Below are 17623 nucleotides of genomic sequence, written 5' to 3' on the forward strand. Positions count from 1 at the left end.
TAAAGCCGTTTTGCACACACAAAAATAAGCAGCGTGAAAGGAAAACACTGTAATGAAAAGCACTAAAATATCAAATCGAATGAAAGGTCTAGGGTGTCTATTAGCAAGTAGTACATTGCTATTGTCGGCAAATCCAAGTTTTGCACAAACCAATACCGAAGATAGCGCAGACGAAGCCGTTGAGAAAATTAGCGTCATAGGCTCCAGACGCGCCGGACGCACAGTTAACGACAGCGCAGTACCCATCGATATTATTGACGCGGATGCAATCAGTGCAACAGGTTTGACAGAAACCAACATGATCTTAAACACCTTGTTGCCAAGCTTTAACTTCCCGCAGCCGTCAATCACTGATGGCACGGACCACGTCAGGCCAGCTCAGCTTAGGGGCTTAGCACCTGATCATACTTTGGTTCTGGTAAACGGGAAGCGCCGCCATACCAGCGCATTATTAAACCTAAACGGTTCGGCAGGGCGTGGTTCATCAGCGGTAGACTTAAACTCCATTCCGGCTAACGCCATTTCACGTATTGAGGTATTGCGCGACGGCGCGGCTGCTCAATATGGTTCAGACGCTATCGCCGGTGTTATCAATATTGTGCTCAAAGATGCCAGCGAAGGCGGCGAATTCTCTGCCACATATGGCGCTAACATGACCACTATGGATGGTGTACCGCAGCTACTTAGAGTGCGCGAAGGAGCCGACGGTAACCTAGCGTTTGAAGAAGGCGGTGATCGCGAGCTCACCGACGGCCAAACGGCTACAATACGCGGCAACATGGGATTTGAATGGGGCGATGATGGCTACGTGCACGTTGCCGCTGAGTTTAGAGATAGGTCAAATGCCAATCGCTCGGACTACGACCAGCGCGAAAACTTTAGTCGCCTTGCAGATGGCAGCATTGATGACCGAGAGCTATTTGTAAACCGCTATAACCACAATTTTGGTAATGGCGAGGTTGAAGACTATGCACTGTTTGTGAATTCATCAAAAGGACTCACAAATGACATGGAGTTTTATGCATTTGGCTCCATGGGTAAACGAAATTCAAAGGGTTCAGGATTTTACCGGCGCGCACAGGATAGCAGAAACGTTACCCAGATTTATCCAAATGGTTTTTTGCCGACGATAAAAACGGATATTGATGACTTATCATTGGTCTTAGGGGTGAAAGGCGAAGGTGAAGTCTGGCGCTATGATGTCTCAATCAATCATGGTCGCAATGAACTAGACTACAGCGTTATCAATTCACTCAATACTTCGTTTGGTCCAAATAGCCCCACTGACTTTGACGCAGGCGGACTGACGTATGAGCAAACGCTATTTAATGTAGACGCGTCTCGATTGGTTGACGTCGCCTTTTTCGATAGCGAGATGAACTTAGCCCTTGGTTTCGAATATCGAAATGAAGGCTACGATATTCGTGCAGGTGAGCCTGCGTCATATGAACGAGGTACCTTTGGCCCAGGTGGCGCGGTCACCGACCCCATAGCCGGTCCATTTGGCGCGAGCGGCTCACAAGTTTTCCCAGGCTTTACGCCTGCCTCCGCAAGTACCAACAGCAGAAGCAACATGAGTTTTTATATTGACTTGGAAGCTGACGTACTTGAAAACTGGAATGTAGCCGTAGCAGCGCGCTATGAAGAGTATTCAGATTTTGGCAACACCTTCAATTGGAAAATGTCGCATCGTGTAGAGTTAAGCGATACCTTTGCCTTGCGCGGATCTATTTCAACTGGCTTTAGAGCACCGTCGTTACAGCAACAGTTTTTCACCTCTGTTGCGACGGTATTTGTTGAAGCCGTGCCCACTGAAACAGGCACCTTTGCACCGTCTAGTGATGTAGCGCTAGCCCTTGGAAGTCCTGGCTTAGATGCAGAAGAATCAACCAACTACAGCGTAGGATTTACCTACACACCCACCGCTGACTTAAACTTTACGGTGGATTTCTACCAAATTGAAATTGATGACCGTATCGTCTTATCTAATAACTTATCGGGTCCTGAAATCGAAGCCTTATTAGCTGACACCGGTGCAAATAGAGCGCGTTTCTTCCTCAATGCAATTAATACCGAAACCAAAGGGGTCGACATTGTTGGTAGCTATACCTTAAATACTGACGATTGGGGTAGCGTACTATTTAATGCCGGTATTAATATCAACGACAATGAAGTGACCGACATTCTGCCGCCGCCAGCTGTGTTGCAGGGTGCAGGGTTTGACCAGGACAACTTATTTTCTGGCGTAGAGCTGCGCCGATTTGAAGTCGGCTCTCCCGCTGACAAAGTGAATCTAAGTGCGGCTTGGAGCTACGATGCAGCCACGTTAGTGCTTCGCACAACACGCTATGGTGAAACAGAAGATGTGTCATCAAATCCATTGCGAAATGAAGTGCTGGAAGAAAAGTGGGTAACCGATATAGATGCGACTTATGAGCTAAATGAGAGTCTTGCACTGACCATTGGCGCAAACAACGTGTTTGATGTTTATCCTGACCCAACGCGCGAAAACGTAGAAGACGTGACCACCTTCTCACGCTTATTTGCCTATAGTGGCTTCTCGCCCTTTGGTTTTACCGGTCGATTTGTGTACGGAAGGCTAACATATCGCTTTTAAATCTAGTTGGAGCGAAAAGGGGCGAGTGTTCAATCACTCGCCCCTTTTTTATTGCTTGCCACTCTACTATCCTTGCGACGTACTTTGGCGCAAGGTAGAGGCGGCCACTAAATCGACCTGTGCAATAAACAGCGGTGTTTGCTGGCTCACATAGCCAAAGCATAAATAGCGCTGTATTCCGTTACCAATATCTTCTGGCTCTTTAATCAATATTTGCAAAGCATCGTTACTGCGAAGGATTTTGAGCTGCTCTTTGTCTACGCTTAAATGGTGGGAAGTATATATTAAGGGATTTTGAACAAGATCATAACGTGCTGCCTGCGCACGCTCTAACATTGCAGATGACAGCAACGCCAAAGGATAAGTTTGTGGAAACGTCACTTTATTCGCAAACTCGTCAATAAAGATGGTCTGGTCGGCAAAGGCACTTAATAAAAAGTTTTTCGCATTCCCGACAATCATCCATTTTCGTTTCAAAAAATACTGGTTGTTTGATATAAAGCTTCTGTCTTGGCCTTGTTTCAGCTCATCGAGTAATACTTCAGGTAAATCGACATTTAAGGTAGGAAACTCCCCATCTCGCTTAAAGCCAATAATGGCAGGTTTTCCATTCGCTTTTAATACTACCCGTGATGAATACTGTTTACCTTGATCGCTTTTGCTCAATCGACCTTTTTTAATATCAACATCAATACTGTCGCCCACTTTAACGCAGTTCGCAAAATTCAGCTCAAAGCTACTAAAACGAAGCATATCAACGGTAATATGCGGACTGGTTTTTGGGATATGAGTTTCAATGAAACAGCCTAACTGAAAGCCAAGTGCAATTGGGCCTTTAAACGGATTTTGTTTCACCCAGCTCCAACGAAATTGGTCGTGAAACAGATTAAAATCGTCCGTTGAATTGCGCGCCATATCAATGTGCACTTGCGACAAGGTATACATCTGGCCTCCAGATAAATAAAAACAATTAAACTCGGTTCAGGCGCAAAACACTGCGTGTTTGCAAGCAATGCATTTTGCCCTACTTAGTTTATCGTTCAAAAGTCCTGATTGCTTTAGCATTCATGTGCGTTATCTAAGATGGTCTGATTTACCAGTTGGCTTTTGCGTCGCTTTGGTACAATCGCCATACAAAGCCTAAACCAATGCTGTAAGTGAGGTCATCTTCAAACAAAGGGCTGTCTTCATTTGCAGCGCCTTGGTGAAAGCGCAATGATCCACCGGCAAAACCTCGCATGTTTTTCATGATAGGAAAGGATATTCCCACGTTGAGCTCTGCGCCCAAATATCCGCCCGATGCATCAAAGGCCTCTCGATCTGAGGTGACGAATTGCTCGTCTACTTGATAAAAATAATCATGGAGGTCTTCGCTGGCAAACACAAACGACAATGAAGCGTTAAACGCGGTGTCGGCAAATAAAACACCGCGCTGCTGATAAGACAATTGTGGTTCAAATACATACCCTCGATCGTCTATGCGCTCAAAATCCGTAGAGAATACAGCGCGCGCTTGCATTCTAAGATTCAATCGAGCGTTCCCTCCGCCGTCAAACTCATAATCTCTCACTCGATAAATTAGCTGCGGACCAATTTCGAATAAAAAGTCGAGTTCAGGCATTCCCTCGCGCACCGTGTTGTCGTCGCTATCGGCTGAGAATGCGCCGCCCAAAGATAAGTCAACTTCGAAATCTCGTTCTTCCACCACTACAGCGCGCACACCACCGCCGCCGCCAAGACGAAATACGTCGCCTCGGTAAATTACATAAGGCGCAGCTAGTGCAACAAAATTCCGTTCGCTGGAAGCGGGGTAATTCGGCACCTCAACAAAGCCTCCCCCGGCTCCAAATTCCCAAAGCGGCTGTGCTTCATCAATTGCTTCAAAGCCAGTTAAACTTCTATCGGGCGATTCTATTTCATACGCATCTTGTGACTTTCTGCCTTCCTCTTGAGTAGAGGCGTTTTGAGCAAATACAGGCAGAGCAATACCTGCCAGCAAAACTAATAGTGTTGCCGCACTCATTGTCAACGGACGCTTGAAAGGTGCTAGGCAGCAAAGGGACGTCATATCAGAACTCACAGAAGATTCAAAAAAATGTATAACTTTTACTTTGCTTTTCCTGTAAAAGCGCAAAAGCACTAAAATTATACAAAAACGATTAGCTTTACTGGCTTACCAACTGCCCGTGTTTTCCATTGACGCCCAAGGCTCTTGGGTAGGAAGGGAGTCACCTGTTTGCAGTATTTCAATGGAAATCCCATCAGGCGATTTTACAAATGCCATGTGCCCATCCCGCGGTGGGCGCAAAATAGTCACGCCGTTGTCTTGTAGCTTTTGACAAGTCTCGTAGATATTCTCAACCCTATAGGCTAAGTGCCCAAATGCACGACCGTTGCCATAGTCTTCTTTATTATCCCAGTTGTATGTCAATTCAATCAGCGGTGCTTTCCGCTTTTGCGCAAGCTCTATATCCTCTGGTGCACATAAAAAGACGAGGGTAAATCTGCCCTTATCGTTTTCATAGCGGTTGAACTCTTGTAAACCCAATAAGTCGCAAAAAAAGTGCAGCGTTTTATCCAGGTCGTTGATGCGCAGCATTGTATGTAGGTATTGCATAAGTGTCCTTGGCATAAATCAATAAGGTCTATATGCTGTGTGGCCGCAGGAAGTTCATCTTTTAGCAAGACAAAAATATAATTATTGCTTATAGCTAAAGCATGAATAATCGGAAATCTCTTTTTGCATAACGTAATGGCCTAATTGCAAGCTTTAGTGTTCCAATCAATAGCTATGGAACACCACTATCAACTTTCATTAAGGAATTAGACAATGAACGCGTCCTTTCGATTTTCGCTCATCTCCCTTGCATGTGTAATTTTCGCTGTGGCCTGCACTAACCAAACTTCGCAGACTGCAACGACTGAGAGCAAATCAGCTTCTTCATCTGCACAAAGTCGCTCAACCTCACTTGTTTATGAGCAGAATTTTGAACAAGCATCGCTGGGCCTATTCAAAGACGCGCAAGCCAGAGCGCTCATCCCGAACCTAAAGTGGACACAGTTTTATGAGCGTTTTTCCATTGTTGATGACCCACAGCAAGGTCAAGTGCTTCAAACGGTTTATCCTGCAAAAGGTGTTGGTCCTAGTCAGTCCGGAGGACAATTTAATTTACCCATTGCGCCTGCACAAGAATACACGCTCTCATACAAAGTGTTTTTTGAAGAGGGTTTTGAATGGGTACTAGGGGGCAAGTTACCAGGTCTAACAAGCGGTGGCGAGACTTACACGGGTGGAGTGCACCCTACAGAAGGACAAGGCTGGAGCGCACGATACATGTGGCGCGCTGACGGCGATGCCGTAATATATTTATACTCAGTAGACAATAAAAAACCCTGGGGAGAAGACATCGCTTTAAATGTGCGCTTTGAAGCAGGGAAATGGTATGAGCTTACTCAACGAATTGTGCTAAATGACCCGTATGACAACAATGCTATACTGCAGGTGTGGGTAAACGGCGAACAAGTCCTTGATAAACGAGATTTTCGACTTCGCATAGGCGACCAGGGTTATATTGATACACTATATTTTTCGACCTTCCATGGTGGAAATAAGCCTAACTGGGCGCCAACTGAAGATGTTTATGCTCGTTTTGATGATTTTCGCGTGTTTTAACGTATAGAAGCGATAACTGTAGGCTGCTCAAGTCTTTTTATATTCCTAAAGTCAAAACTGTTTGCGTTCACATGGTCCAATGCATTGATGTCGGCGCGTATTCCAAAATCGTCTGCGCTTCGCTCTGACGCTTTGGAAATCCGAGAAAGTACATTTTGATGAATGCTCGATAAGCTTGGAGCGCTATCAACGAGAGTACGAACTGACGTCGGGTCAGAAGAAAAAAACGTTTTATAATCAAGCGCCAGGTTTTGTGAGTAAGCTTGCTTTAAACCATCAAAATATTGAGGGCTTGTATTTGCGTTCGTACCAAAACCCACCGAAACCACTTCGTAGATTCTCGGTGCGTTTCGCGTCCCCTCTAAGGACTGCGTGGTCGGAAAATACATACTATCATAGGGTGATATTTGCGCATGGGTAAGGCTTGATACGCTAATTGCAACAACGAGCACTGCTAATGAAAAATAACGCGATGGTTTAAATATAGTTTGCATGTGTTGCCTGCCATTTTGTGTTTAGCTTGCGTAGGGTAGTAAATAAGACAGGGGCAATATCAAATAACTTTCAATTTAATTTTGCTCGACTCATGCTGTTGCTAGCTACAGGTCAGTGGGGTGCCACTGCCGCGCTCGTGAATGCCGTCTGAATTGGTATCATCACTGAGTCTTACTCTGCCTTGTAAACTGACAAACAAGGCTCGATTCAAACTTTGATATGCAGCATTTTCTAATGATTGCGCTGGGCAAATAATCACACTTGCTGTGCTACCCATTGCCCCATCTTCAAAAAAGCGAATGGTTTTTTTAGGTCCTAACATAATAAGCCCTGTTTGTATTGGCTCAGAGGCATGCATCAAAGGCTCGTTTTCGTCGCGAAATTGATTGCCATTGATATCTGCGAACATGATTTTGGGTAATTGCCAATTCGTCACATCGCAGGTTTTAAAATCATGAGAGGGACATAAGAGTGTTGGCAAATGCTTATCAATCGCTTGAAAGCGTGTGTATTGAATGATGCTGCTCATCAAGTTGACCTCGGCTGTCACTTTTGACTTAGCAATAATCATCGAAACATTAGGCACTATCGCCCCCAAAAGTATGGCGGCGATAGCGACCGCTATTAGCAACTCTAACAGCGTCACCCCTCGGTGATGAGCGAATCCTTGCTCGTAGTTCATCCTTGTACCTCAACATCAACGTTAGCTTGCGAAGCCAAGTATCGCGTCACTGACCTCGATGCCTGATCAATGTTACTCAGAAGCTGTTAAGATAAATACTGTACAATAGCTTGGTAGAAGGACAGGTTTTAACAAATGAAAGTAGAGCGTGTTTATCTTTGTTCATTAATTATACTGTAGATCCCCAAACTTAAAAAAACCGTAACAATTATTGGATCTTACGCAGCCATTCGCACTAAGCTATACTCAACTAAAAAGTGCTAGATAAGTTACAATAAGTAGAAACGGAGCACAGTCGAATCATGAGCTTATTCGCGATTACAGCTATTATGTTGCTTGGTGTGCTATTGCCCATCGTCACTGAACGATTTGGACGCACAACAAACACCATTTTCACCATGCTCGCCCCAGCCATCGCGCTTACCTATATTGCTACGCTAATCCCCGAGGTTTTGGCCGGCAATGTTGTTACCGAACATCTTGAGTGGATCCCTGCCGTTGGCCTGACGCTTTCCATGCGTTTAGACGGTCTTGCACTCATGTTTGCATTATTAATACTGGGTATTGGTTTACTGATTATTCTCTACGCTCGTTATTATTTATCAGACAAAGAAGCCGCTGGTCGATTCTTCTCATATCTGCTGCTATTTATGACTGCCATGCTGTCTATTGTGCTCTCCAATAACATTTTACAAATGTGGATGGCATGGGAAGTCACCAGTATTAGCTCGTTTTTGCTCATCAGCTTTTGGGCTAGCAAATCTGAATCACGCAAGGGCGCAAGAATGGCGCTCACGGTGACCGGTGCAGGTGGATTAGCCTTGCTTGCGGGGCTATTAATGATTGGAGACATCGTCGGTTCATATGAATTAGGTGTTATATTAGCTAGCGGCGATTTGCTTAGAGAGCACGCGCTCTATCCTGTGATTTTGACCCTCGTTTTGCTTGGCGCATTCACAAAATCAGCTCAGTTCCCCTTCCATTTTTGGTTGCCTCACGCCATGGCTGCACCAACTCCAGTAAGCGCTTACTTACACTCAGCCACAATGGTAAAGGCCGGCATTTTCTTGCTCGCGCGATTCTTCCCTGTGCTTTCAGGCACCGAAATGTGGTTCTTAACCGTGTCGATAGCAGGCGTCATTACCTTAGTGTTAGGTGCCTACGTCGCGTTGTTCAAGCACGATCTTAAAGGCTTATTGGCTTACTCAACTGTCAGTCACCTTGGCTTAATTGTATTGTTATTGGGTATGGATACCAAGCTTGCAACGGTTGCGGCGCTTTTTCACATTATGAATCACGCTGTATTTAAGGCCTCGCTGTTCATGGCCGCTGGCATTATTGACCATGAGTCTGGCACTCGGGATATGCGCAAACTCAATGGTTTATGGCGCTTTATGCCCTACACCGCAACGCTCGCGATGGTCGCCGCTGCATCCATGGCAGGCGTGCCGCTGTTTAATGGCTTTTTATCCAAAGAAATGTTTTTTGCGGAATCTTTGCACCAAGAGGCTTTAGGTTTCCTGTCGTGGATGATACCCGTACTTGCCACCCTTGCGGGCATATTTGCAGTGGCGTACTCCATGCGTTTTGTGCACGACGTGTTCTTTAACGGTGATCCTGTGGATTTACCCAAAACGCCACACGAGCCACCGCGGTACATGAAAATTCCTGTGGAGATATTGGTCGCCTTGTGTTTGTTGGTGGGTATCTTTCCAGCGGTGATGGTAGGCAGTTTACTCGAAGCCGCAGCAAGTTCTGTGCTTATGAGCGAATTACCTTACTACAGTCTATCGATTTGGCATGGATTTAACTTGCCTTTGCTAATGAGCGTGATTGCGATTGTTGGTGGCCTGGTCGTCTATGGATATCGCGGTCAATTGTATCGGTTCCAATCCCAATTTAGGGAAAACGATGCGAAAATGGTGTTCGAAGGTGTGGTACAAAATATCGTTTCATTCGCAAGCCGCACTCACGAATTTTTAAGTAATGGCTCGCTCCAGCGCTACGTTGCCTTTTTGCTAATTTTTATGATTGTGCTTACTGCGGTTCCGCTAATTAACCTAGATGTAGCCTCAACGCATCTTCCAAACCAAGCGGTTACAGGCGTAGAAATAACCGCTGGCATTATTTTGTGCTTAAGCGCCATTGCCACCATGATCTATCATCGCAAACGTATGGTGGCCCTTATCACGCTTTCTGTGGTTGGTTTGATTGTCTCTATCGCCTTCGCTCGATTCTCTGCCCCCGACTTAGCCTTAACCCAACTGGCGGTAGAAGTAGTCACTGTAATTTTGCTGATGCTGGCGCTTTTCTTTTTACCCCAAAAAACGCCTGCCGAGTCATCGCCCTCGCGCGTGGTGCGAGATCTAGGGATTGCCGCTGCGGTTGGGGGATTGGTGGCAACGGTTAACTACGCATTTATCACCCAGCCGCTTGATAGCATTTCCGACTTTTTCCTCGCCAATAGTAAAACCGGCGGGGGTGGGACAAATGCGGTCAACGTTATTCTGGTAGACTTTAGAGGACTAGACACCTTAGGCGAAATTTTAGTACTGGGTATTGCTGCCTTTGGCATATTCAAGCTGCTTGCTGGCGTGCGTTTGGCTATGCCAACAGCTAACGAAAATGGCTTACCATTTTCAAAAGATACACACCCGCCTATTCTCACAATGATTTCTCAAAGCTTATTACCGCTAGCTTTGCTGGTTTCCTTTTATATATTTTTGCGTGGTCACAACATGCCAGGAGGCGGATTTATTGCAGGGCTTGTCACCTCTGTGGCCTTAATTCAGCAATACATTGCGCATGGGGTAGATTGGATTAAGCCTCGTATAAAACTAGATTATCAATCACTTATTGCCTGGGGCGTGCTGATTGCCACATTTACAGGTGTTGGCTCATGGTTCTTTGGCAGACCCTTTATGACCACGTGGTTTGATTATTTTGATATTCCGCTAATTGGTGAAATTGAGCTGGCAAGCGCATTAATTTTTGACCTTGGCGTATACCTTACGGTGGTAGGTGCCACCCTATTGATTTTAGCGAACTTAGGCAAGCTGACCTCAGTTCATCGTCCGACGATGGAGGAGTAATTTTAAAATTATGGAAACTTTGTACGTAATTTGTGTGGGTGTAATTACTTTTTGTGGCGTGTTCCTATGCTTACGAGGACGAACTTTTTCAGTCGTTGTTGGCCTTACCATGCTCTCGTATGCAGTCAACCTGTTTTTATTTTCCAGCGGTCGCCTTAATTTAGAAGGCGCGGCTATTTTAGGCATGGCAGAGAACTACGCGGACCCTCTCCCCCAAGCCTTGGTGCTAACCGCCATTGTCATTGGTTTTGCAATGATTGCCTTTGTCGTAATTTTATCCATTCGGGCGCGCGCCGATTTAGGAAACGACTTAGTAGACGGGCGAGACGCGCCTGCAGATACCGATAAACTCGTTCGACCTAGTAGGGGCAAACTATGACGGCGCATTTGCCTATTTTGCCCATTTTGATCCCCATGCTAGGGGGCTTGTTGATGCTTATCCCGCCATTTACCGGGCCTGAGCGCTTCCAAGCAAGACGGGCTGCCACATTAGTACTTACCTTAATGCAAATCGCCTGCGCCATATGGTTAATGATAAGCGTGACGCAAAACGGCGCTATGATGTATGCCGTTGGTGATTGGCAAGCCCCATTTGGCATCATTTTATACGCGGATCAACTGTCCGCTATGCTCATTGCGCTTACTGCATTTTTGGGATTAGGGGCAACGCTTTATTCATTTGCCGGCACCGACAGAGGTGGTAAGTACTTTCACCCACTTATTCAGTTTCAATTACTTGGTATCAGCGGCGCCTTTCTTACAAACGATTTATTTAACCTATTTGTTTTCTTTGAAGTGTTGCTCATTGCATCATACACCCTATTAATTCACGGTGGCGGTAAACAAAAAACGGCTGCAAACGTCCACTACGTTATCTTAAACCTAATCGGCTCTAGTCTATTCCTTATTGCCTTAGGTACGCTATATGGCACCACCGGCACTCTGAACATAGCCGACATGGCTCGCAAAATACCTGAGTTGTCTGAAAGCGAGGCGATCATAGCTCAAGTGGGTGGATCACTGCTGTTAGTGGTGTTTGGATTAAAAGCAGCAATGTTGCCGCTGCATTTTTGGTTACCGCGAACCTACGAGGCCGCGAGTGCACCCGTTGCTGCGCTTTTTGCGATCATGACAAAGGTCGGCGTGTACTGTATTTTCAGAGTCTATACCGTCATTTTTGGTGAACAAGCGGGTTATCTGGCGAATATGATTGATGCCTGGATTTGGCCCTTGGCAGTACTCTCAATTGCGGTAGGTACAATTGGTGCGCTTGCAAGCCCGAATATGCGCACCCTTATTGGCAATTTAGTGATTGTTTCGGTGGGTACCCTATTAATTGCATTTGCTCTGAGAACGCCTGAGGCCACTGCAGCAGCCTTCTTATATCTCATACATAGTACCTTAGTCACTGGCGCATTATTTTTAATCGCCGACATGCTTGGACAACAACGCGGCAAAGCCTTCGACCGCTTTGTTATTGCTCGTAAGATCCAATCGCAAACAAAGCTCGGAATACTCTTTTTCGTTGCCGCGTTAGCAGTTGCTGGCTTACCGCCGTTTTCGGGCTTTTTGGGCAAACTCGTTATTTTGCAAGCAGCAACAGAAAATGCGGATAGAGTTTGGGTATGGTCTGCCATTCTTATTTCAAGCCTTGCTACGATTGTCGCACTCTCACGGGCAGGCACTACATTGTTTTGGCGCTACGGCTCAAGTAATGACAATGAAGACTCCAGTCTCTCCAGGTGGCAATTAAGTGGCGCAATATTATTGCTCGCAGCCTCGCCCATCATGGTTATTTTTGGCGCTGGCGTAATTGACTATACAAATGAAGCTGCCGCACAGTTACACGACATACCCTATTTACTGGACGTGATGCAATTAGAGGGGGCAAAACCATGAGCGTACTGTCTAAAATTGTGCCCATGCCCCTGCACAGCTTTATATTGCTGCTCGTATGGTTGATGCTTAATAACACCTATAGTTTAGGACATATTTTACTCGGCGCCGTTCTGGGCATAGTCATTCCTTTGCTTTGCGCACCACTGAGAATGCCTCAAACTTCAATAAAAAAACCCCTGAAGCTGATTGTCTATGTATTAATTGTGCTTAAAGATATTATTACCGCTAATATCGAAGTCGCGTTTTTGGTGATGGGACCGATGCAGCGCATAAAGCCAGGTTTTATTGCCGTGCCGCTGGATTTGTGTGATACCTTACCCACCACCGTGTTGGCAAGCACTGTTACGATGACGCCCGGAACCGTGAGCGGTGAAGTATCCTCAGACAATAAATGGCTTTACGTGCATGTATTAAACATGCCCGAAAATGAGCAAGAAGTGATTGATTTGATCAAACAGCGCTACGAGTCACGCATTAAGGAGATTTTCGGATGTTAGAGACCACCGTAATTATTGTGTCATGCATGTTATGCGTTGCCCTTTTCCTTAATTTATGGCGCTTGGTCATTGGCCCCCACAAAGTGGATAGAATACTGGCGCTTGATACGATGTATATCAACAGTATTGCGCTTATTTTGATTTACGGTATTTATAATAAAACGCCTTTATATTTTGAAGCGGCGCTACTTATTGCCATGCTTGGATTCGTCAGCAGTGTAGCCTTTGGCAAATACTTACTGCGCGGCGATATCATTGAGTAAAACAAGCAACTAACGAAGAATAGGACAACATATGAGCTTTACAGTTGAACTCATTATCTCAGCATTTTTACTCATCGGTGGCTTATTCGTTCTGGTAGGTTCAATTGGTTTATTGCGTCTTCAAGACTTGTACGTGCGCTTACATGCCCCAACAAAAGCAACCACGCTGGGCTTGGGCGGTGTGCTTATCGGTTCGCTTTTATACTCTTATTTTTTAAGCGGCAACTTGAGTCTGAACAACTTATTAATTACTTTATTTTTGGTGATCACTGCACCCGTTACAGCGCACATTCTTGCCAAAGTCGCCATGCACCACCGCGTACACATGATGGAACGCACGCGCAATCAACATCATATCGAGCAAGCGCGCGAGCAGTTGCCGCCTGAAGACATCAAACAAGAAAGCTAAAATATCGATTTCATCCTTGTAAGTGTGCGTCCCGCTACGGCTTAAGTTTATTGAGCAAGGCTAAGGTTGTTTCTTCCTGTAGACTTAACCCTATACAAGGCTTTGTCGGCTCGCTCAATCCACGATTCACAGCTTTCGTTATTTTGATAAAGCGCAATACCGATGCTCAAGGTCAGCTGAACATTTAATTCAAAAGTATGTTTTGCCACCGCTTCAAGAAGACGTGTTGCGATAGCCTCGGCTTGCTCTGCACCTGCTTCGGGGAGCAAAATGATAAATTCTTCCCCTCCCCAACGGGAGGCAACATCACCGGCTCGAATAGAGTGAGAGATAATGACAGAAAACTGCTGAAGTATTTTGTCACCCACATTATGTCCATATTCATCGTTTATTTTTTTAAAGAAATCCAGGTCAATCATCAGGATAGAAGAACTCAGGTTTTGTCGCTTTATATGTTGTACGTGATCGCTAAGTGCCTGTGAAAAATAATGACGATTGTAGATTTGTGTCAAACTATCGTGAAAGGATAGGTACTCTAGCTCTGTATTTTTCTCTTGCAGCTCTTTGCGAATTAACTCTAGCTCCTGATTTTTATCGCTTAAGACACTGAGTACTCTGGCCGAAATTGCGTGGCGCCATAATAACGCGATAAAAATTGCGCTCACCGCAGCCAAAACGTAATATAACACCGTGTAATCCGTATCTTTAATATAATGCACGTTACTCCATTCATAGAGTATTTCATTGTGTTGGCGAGTGGATATATTATCGATCGCTGAATTAAATTCAGGTATTAAGTCAGCTTTGTGTTTGGCAAAGCCAATACGCAGCTTATCTTGTATTGAAATCCAACCGTTTATGCGCAGGGAATCTATTTGATGCTGTTTAAGCTTTGCCTTTATTGAGTAAAGCGAGCCAACATAAACATCAATATCTCCGTTTTCTACGGCCATCAATCCTTGCTCTTCTGATGCTACCTCAATTACCCTAATATCAGGATAGTACAATCGTATTTCATCAAGCAGTCTGTAGCCTGAGACTACCCCTAAGCTCAAATCGCCAACCGAAACCAGATCTTGCATGAATGGGAGATTGTCTTTACTGACCAATACATTTGGACCAAAAAAATAGGGACTGGTAAAAGACAGGTATTCTTCCCGTGCTGCGGAACTGTTAAGCATTAACGTGAGATCACATTTTCCTGCTTTTAGAAACTCGGTCGTTTCTTTCCAAGAATTTGTGGGGACAAGCGTAAATGTGTGTGGAGTCAGTTCTTTAAACAGCTCCAAATATTCACTTGCAATCCCGGTGTGGCGGTCACCTATTAAACCTTCAAACGGCATCCAATCAGGGTCGACGCAATATGTGAGATTACTACTTCGGGCATGTGAGCTCACCGTAAACCCAGCGAGCATGAAAGCCAATACCAACAGCCAAGCGCAACAGCATAAGGGAGATTTCATACGCTCATGCTTTTTGGGCTTTAGCCAGATATTGATGTCAACATACCGCAAACGATAGTCCTTAAGGTGTAACTTAATTGCGTAACAATCAATAGATTGTCAATTTGTCTGATCTGTTATCGGTGAATTCTTAAAAGAGTTTACACCGATGACAAGTTATAGTGCACATAAAATATCGTGCAGCATTATGCTGGCAAAAAGCATTGCACTGACAATCATTGTCAATATTTGCCATCATAGTGAAGATGTAATAATCGAGGATTTGACAATGACATCACTGAATGTATCGCTACCCGATGAGACGAGAGCGTGGATTGATGAGCAAGTTAAGTCTGGCAAGTTTGCCAATGCCAGTGATTACATTCGTGATTTAGTGCGTCGCAATCAGAGTGAACGCGAAGCGATAAACCTAGCTTTAATTGAGGGTGAACTCAGCGGGAAAAGTTCGAACAATGTTTTAGATATTCTTGAACGTAAGAGAACACAAGCTAAGGCATGAATAAATAACCTGAATCCTGTTTAAGAAACGGCGCTCAGTATAAAGAAGGTCTTATTAAAAGTGGCTAGGGGCCGGTGATGGATTATTGGGAAGGCAAAACAAAATCCCTGGAAAATAAGATTATCAGAAACGCCTTTTCTAAAGGCGCGCTAAAGTGGGGCTTTACCCATGGCGTAAGAAATAAGCGCGCGATTGACTCTGCAAATTGGGAACAGGCATACCAAAGTATCGACCGTGAAGGACAAAACGAAGTCCAGTTAGCTTTATTTTATGATTACAAAACTAACGTCGAATTTTATCCGGTATGGCAAGCACACTTGCGTAACAACCAAGTACCTATGCTGGTAACGTGGGGCGAGCACGACCCTTACTTTTCAGTAAAAGGGGCCAACTTGCTTAAAAATGATGTTCAAGATATCGATATCCATGTTTTAGACACCGGTCACTTTCCTTTAGAGGAAGAGTCGGACTTTATTATCGATAAAACTCGCGTGCTCATGTCCAAAGTCAACTAAACAATTAGCACCACATATTTCGACAGCCAAGGATGGCTTTGCCACAATATCTAAAACATTTCCTTTAGCTTCTCCAGGGCTTTTAAACCATCGGGAATACCTGCCCCGATTTTATCCGGATTAACATTGGCGGGGTTTGTACACGACGCCACAATCGCCTGCTGAATCTGATCACTCGTCGCATATGGATTGGACTCAAGCAGAAGTGCCGCCAATCCGGCAACATGAGGCGCGGCCATAGAGCTACCATTTTGGGCTTTATAGCCCCCACCTGCAGCAGCGCTCAATATTTTTGAGCCTGGTGCACACAAAGTTGGGCCTACGCCATATCCACTCCTTTTTGCGCTTCCTGAAAATGGCGCCACTCGGTTGTGTGAATCTGTCGCGCCTACCGAGAGCACGTTGCTGTAATTGCCTGGCGATGCGCTCGATAACGGATCGTTGCCAATGGCCACAACTGGCAGCAATTGCTGAGTTCTAAGGGTGTTCATAATACCCATAAGTGAATCATCGAAAGGACTGATGCCTAACGAGATACTGATGATGCGAGCATTAGCTTCCAATGCAAATTCAAGACCGGCAAGCAAGCGCGCAAAGGTATCACCTCCGTTAATCACAGTCGCACTAGCAAGCTTTGCCCCCGGCGCCATGCCAACAAGGGGTTCTCCTGCAACATCCTGACCCGCAATAATGCCCGCCGTGTGAGTACCGTGGGCAGAAGAATCAACGTATTGCTCTAGTTCGCTTGCCTCTTGTCCGTCTTTGCTAATCATTCGGTGATGACTTACTACCTTAGCCAAAGCAGGATGGGTGGTATCTACTCCTGTATCCATATGGGCAACGAGAATGTCTTTACCGGTTAGGCCTTGCTTCCACAGTTTAGGCGCGCCCATGCGCTCAACGCCCCACGCAATCTCTTTATCTTCCTGATGGTCATCTGTGCGCTCGTCTAAATCTTCGTCATCCACCGGCTCAATCAAGCCTAAGCTGTCAGATACCGATTGGATATCATCCACCGCGCGATTTGACTCCAGCTTATTCAAAGCCGTTTCGTTGACTGCACCATAGGCAATCCCAAGCAGCGGGAAGTAAACCATGTTCGGACTTTGCACTGTTTGATCAGCGCTAAGAAGGCGCTGTAAAACCGGCGTATACGAGCCAAGCTGTTTAGCATCAACCTTCCCAGACGCCCTAAGTTCATCCCAACCGAGCTGAAAAAGCCCCGATAACTCAGACAACAAAAACTGATCCACCATCGGCGGGACTCGCGACACCTTGCCCACAAGTGCTGACGCGCTGGTGTCGTAAGGCATCATTGTGACAGGGTTAATGCACACAATCGCGTTAGCGGCGCCTTTGTCTTTAATTTGGTCTTTAAGCTTTTCAATCGACATTAAGATTCATTCCGTAGTGCGAGTACAAGGACTGAGATGAGGCAGTAGCAGAATAATAGACGTAAATGATTTGCGCCCCAACTAATAATTAATCACTAAGTGCATTGATGCTAGCGTGTGTTTAT

17 protein-coding genes are annotated in these 17623 nt (G+C 45.3%); 10 read left to right on the forward strand and 7 right to left on the reverse strand.

Translation table 11 applies throughout. The features are described from left to right. The first annotated feature begins 52 nt into the window (after positions 1-52). Positions 53-2617 carry a TonB-dependent receptor plug domain-containing protein gene (locus tag PN836_RS11845; protein ID WP_395338553.1) on the forward strand — a complete coding sequence of 855 codons (2565 nt, stop codon included), beginning with the start codon at positions 53-55 and terminating at the stop codon, positions 2615-2617. A 66-nt stretch (positions 2618-2683) separates the two neighbouring features. Here the strand turns inward: PN836_RS11845 and PN836_RS11850 are convergent, their stop codons facing one another. The 3 genes from PN836_RS11850 to PN836_RS11860 form a co-directional block, all read right to left on the reverse strand. After that, a complete protein-coding gene (locus PN836_RS11850; protein ID WP_395338555.1) occupies positions 2684-3562 on the reverse strand; it encodes a hypothetical protein in 879 nt (292 codons plus the stop codon). 148 nt (positions 3563-3710) lie between these two features. Then, positions 3711-4640 (reverse strand): MipA/OmpV family protein, encoded by a 930-nt coding sequence (locus PN836_RS11855; protein WP_395338556.1) that lies wholly within the window; start codon positions 4638-4640, stop codon positions 3711-3713. Positions 4641-4790: 150 nt separating this feature from the next. Next, on the reverse strand, positions 4791-5234 hold the full coding sequence (locus tag PN836_RS11860; RefSeq protein ID WP_395338558.1) for a VOC family protein: 444 nt from the start codon (positions 5232-5234) through the stop codon (positions 4791-4793). Between the two features lie 213 nt (positions 5235-5447). Between PN836_RS11860 and PN836_RS11865 the strand changes: the two genes are divergently transcribed. Beyond that, positions 5448-6290: a polysaccharide lyase gene (locus tag PN836_RS11865; RefSeq protein ID WP_395338560.1), complete on the forward strand. Its 843-nt coding sequence runs from the start codon at positions 5448-5450 to the stop codon at positions 6288-6290. Here PN836_RS11865 and PN836_RS11870 read toward each other — a convergent pair. After that, on the reverse strand, positions 6287-6784 hold the full coding sequence (locus PN836_RS11870; protein WP_395338562.1) for a hypothetical protein: 498 nt from the start codon (positions 6782-6784) through the stop codon (positions 6287-6289). The genes PN836_RS11865 and PN836_RS11870 overlap by 4 nt on opposite strands. 101 nt (positions 6785-6885) lie before the next feature. After that, entirely contained in the window at positions 6886-7467 is a 582-nt protein-coding gene (locus PN836_RS11875; protein ID WP_395338564.1) for a GspH/FimT family pseudopilin, read from the reverse strand. 302 nt (positions 7468-7769) lie between these two features. On the opposite strand from PN836_RS11875, the gene PN836_RS11880 reads away from it, so the two are divergent. The 6 genes from PN836_RS11880 to PN836_RS11905 are packed head-to-tail and all read left to right on the forward strand — an operon-like array spanning position 7770 to position 13627. After that, positions 7770-10559 carry a monovalent cation/H+ antiporter subunit A gene (locus PN836_RS11880; protein WP_395338566.1) on the forward strand — a complete coding sequence of 930 codons (2790 nt, stop codon included), beginning with the start codon at positions 7770-7772 and terminating at the stop codon, positions 10557-10559. 10 nt (positions 10560-10569) lie between these two features. Next, positions 10570-10938, forward strand: a complete 369-nt coding sequence (locus tag PN836_RS11885) for a Na+/H+ antiporter subunit C (protein ID WP_395338568.1) — start codon at positions 10570-10572, stop codon at positions 10936-10938. Continuing rightward, positions 10935-12458, forward strand: a complete 1524-nt coding sequence (locus tag PN836_RS11890; protein ID WP_395338570.1) for a monovalent cation/H+ antiporter subunit D — start codon at positions 10935-10937, stop codon at positions 12456-12458. Before PN836_RS11885 ends, PN836_RS11890 begins: the two co-directional genes overlap by 4 nt. Beyond that, on the forward strand, positions 12455-12955 hold the full coding sequence (locus PN836_RS11895) for a Na+/H+ antiporter subunit E (protein WP_395338572.1): 501 nt from the start codon (positions 12455-12457) through the stop codon (positions 12953-12955). The genes PN836_RS11890 and PN836_RS11895 overlap by 4 nt, the downstream gene beginning before the upstream one ends. Continuing rightward, positions 12949-13218, forward strand: coding sequence for a K+/H+ antiporter subunit F (locus PN836_RS11900; protein ID WP_395338574.1), 270 nt, complete (start codon positions 12949-12951; stop codon positions 13216-13218). The genes PN836_RS11895 and PN836_RS11900 overlap by 7 nt, the downstream gene beginning before the upstream one ends. A 31-nt stretch (positions 13219-13249) precedes the next feature. Continuing rightward, positions 13250-13627, forward strand: coding sequence for a Na+/H+ antiporter subunit G (locus PN836_RS11905; protein ID WP_395338576.1), 378 nt, complete (start codon positions 13250-13252; stop codon positions 13625-13627). 47 nt (positions 13628-13674) lie between these two features. Here the strand turns inward: PN836_RS11905 and PN836_RS11910 are convergent, their stop codons facing one another. Then, the gene (locus PN836_RS11910; RefSeq protein ID WP_395338578.1) at positions 13675-15090 is read right to left on the reverse strand and encodes a diguanylate cyclase; all 1416 of its coding nucleotides are present in this window, start codon (positions 15088-15090) and stop codon (positions 13675-13677) included. A gap of 148 nt (positions 15091-15238) precedes the next feature. Here PN836_RS11910 and PN836_RS11915 point away from each other — a divergent pair, with 148 nt between their 5' ends. After that, positions 15239-15589, forward strand: a complete 351-nt coding sequence (locus tag PN836_RS11915) for a type II toxin-antitoxin system ParD family antitoxin (RefSeq protein ID WP_395338580.1) — start codon at positions 15239-15241, stop codon at positions 15587-15589. A 77-nt stretch (positions 15590-15666) separates the two neighbouring features. Next, the gene (locus PN836_RS11920) at positions 15667-16104 is read left to right on the forward strand and encodes an alpha/beta fold hydrolase (protein WP_395338582.1); all 438 of its coding nucleotides are present in this window, start codon (positions 15667-15669) and stop codon (positions 16102-16104) included. 50 nt (positions 16105-16154) lie between these two features. Here PN836_RS11920 and PN836_RS11925 read toward each other — a convergent pair whose 3' ends face one another. Next, entirely contained in the window at positions 16155-17498 is a 1344-nt protein-coding gene (locus PN836_RS11925; RefSeq protein ID WP_395338584.1) for a S8 family peptidase, read from the reverse strand. Positions 17499-17623 lie beyond the last annotated feature (125 nt).

This window comes from Ningiella algicola (genome assembly GCF_028401415.2).
GTDB lineage: Bacteria > Pseudomonadota > Gammaproteobacteria > Enterobacterales > Alteromonadaceae > Glaciecola.

Coding starts and splice junctions, on each gene's coding strand:
- PN836_RS11845 (WP_395338553.1), top strand. CDS start 53: ATGAAAAGCACTAAAATATCAAATCGAATGAAAGGTCTAGGGTGTCTA.
- PN836_RS11850 (WP_395338555.1), bottom strand. CDS start 3,562: ATGTATACCTTGTCGCAAGTGCACATTGATATGGCGCGCAATTCAACG.
- PN836_RS11855 (WP_395338556.1), bottom strand. CDS start 4,640: ATGAGTGCGGCAACACTATTAGTTTTGCTGGCAGGTATTGCTCTGCCT.
- PN836_RS11860 (WP_395338558.1), bottom strand. CDS start 5,234: ATGCAATACCTACATACAATGCTGCGCATCAACGACCTGGATAAAACG.
- PN836_RS11865 (WP_395338560.1), top strand. CDS start 5,448: ATGAACGCGTCCTTTCGATTTTCGCTCATCTCCCTTGCATGTGTAATT.
- PN836_RS11870 (WP_395338562.1), bottom strand. CDS start 6,784: ATGCAAACTATATTTAAACCATCGCGTTATTTTTCATTAGCAGTGCTC.
- PN836_RS11875 (WP_395338564.1), bottom strand. CDS start 7,467: ATGAACTACGAGCAAGGATTCGCTCATCACCGAGGGGTGACGCTGTTA.
- PN836_RS11880 (WP_395338566.1), top strand. CDS start 7,770: ATGAGCTTATTCGCGATTACAGCTATTATGTTGCTTGGTGTGCTATTG.
- PN836_RS11885 (WP_395338568.1), top strand. CDS start 10,570: ATGGAAACTTTGTACGTAATTTGTGTGGGTGTAATTACTTTTTGTGGC.
- PN836_RS11890 (WP_395338570.1), top strand. CDS start 10,935: ATGACGGCGCATTTGCCTATTTTGCCCATTTTGATCCCCATGCTAGGG.
- PN836_RS11895 (WP_395338572.1), top strand. CDS start 12,455: ATGAGCGTACTGTCTAAAATTGTGCCCATGCCCCTGCACAGCTTTATA.
- PN836_RS11900 (WP_395338574.1), top strand. CDS start 12,949: ATGTTAGAGACCACCGTAATTATTGTGTCATGCATGTTATGCGTTGCC.
- PN836_RS11905 (WP_395338576.1), top strand. CDS start 13,250: ATGAGCTTTACAGTTGAACTCATTATCTCAGCATTTTTACTCATCGGT.
- PN836_RS11910 (WP_395338578.1), bottom strand. CDS start 15,090: ATGAAATCTCCCTTATGCTGTTGCGCTTGGCTGTTGGTATTGGCTTTC.
- PN836_RS11915 (WP_395338580.1), top strand. CDS start 15,239: ATGACAAGTTATAGTGCACATAAAATATCGTGCAGCATTATGCTGGCA.
- PN836_RS11920 (WP_395338582.1), top strand. CDS start 15,667: ATGGATTATTGGGAAGGCAAAACAAAATCCCTGGAAAATAAGATTATC.
- PN836_RS11925 (WP_395338584.1), bottom strand. CDS start 17,498: ATGTCGATTGAAAAGCTTAAAGACCAAATTAAAGACAAAGGCGCCGCT.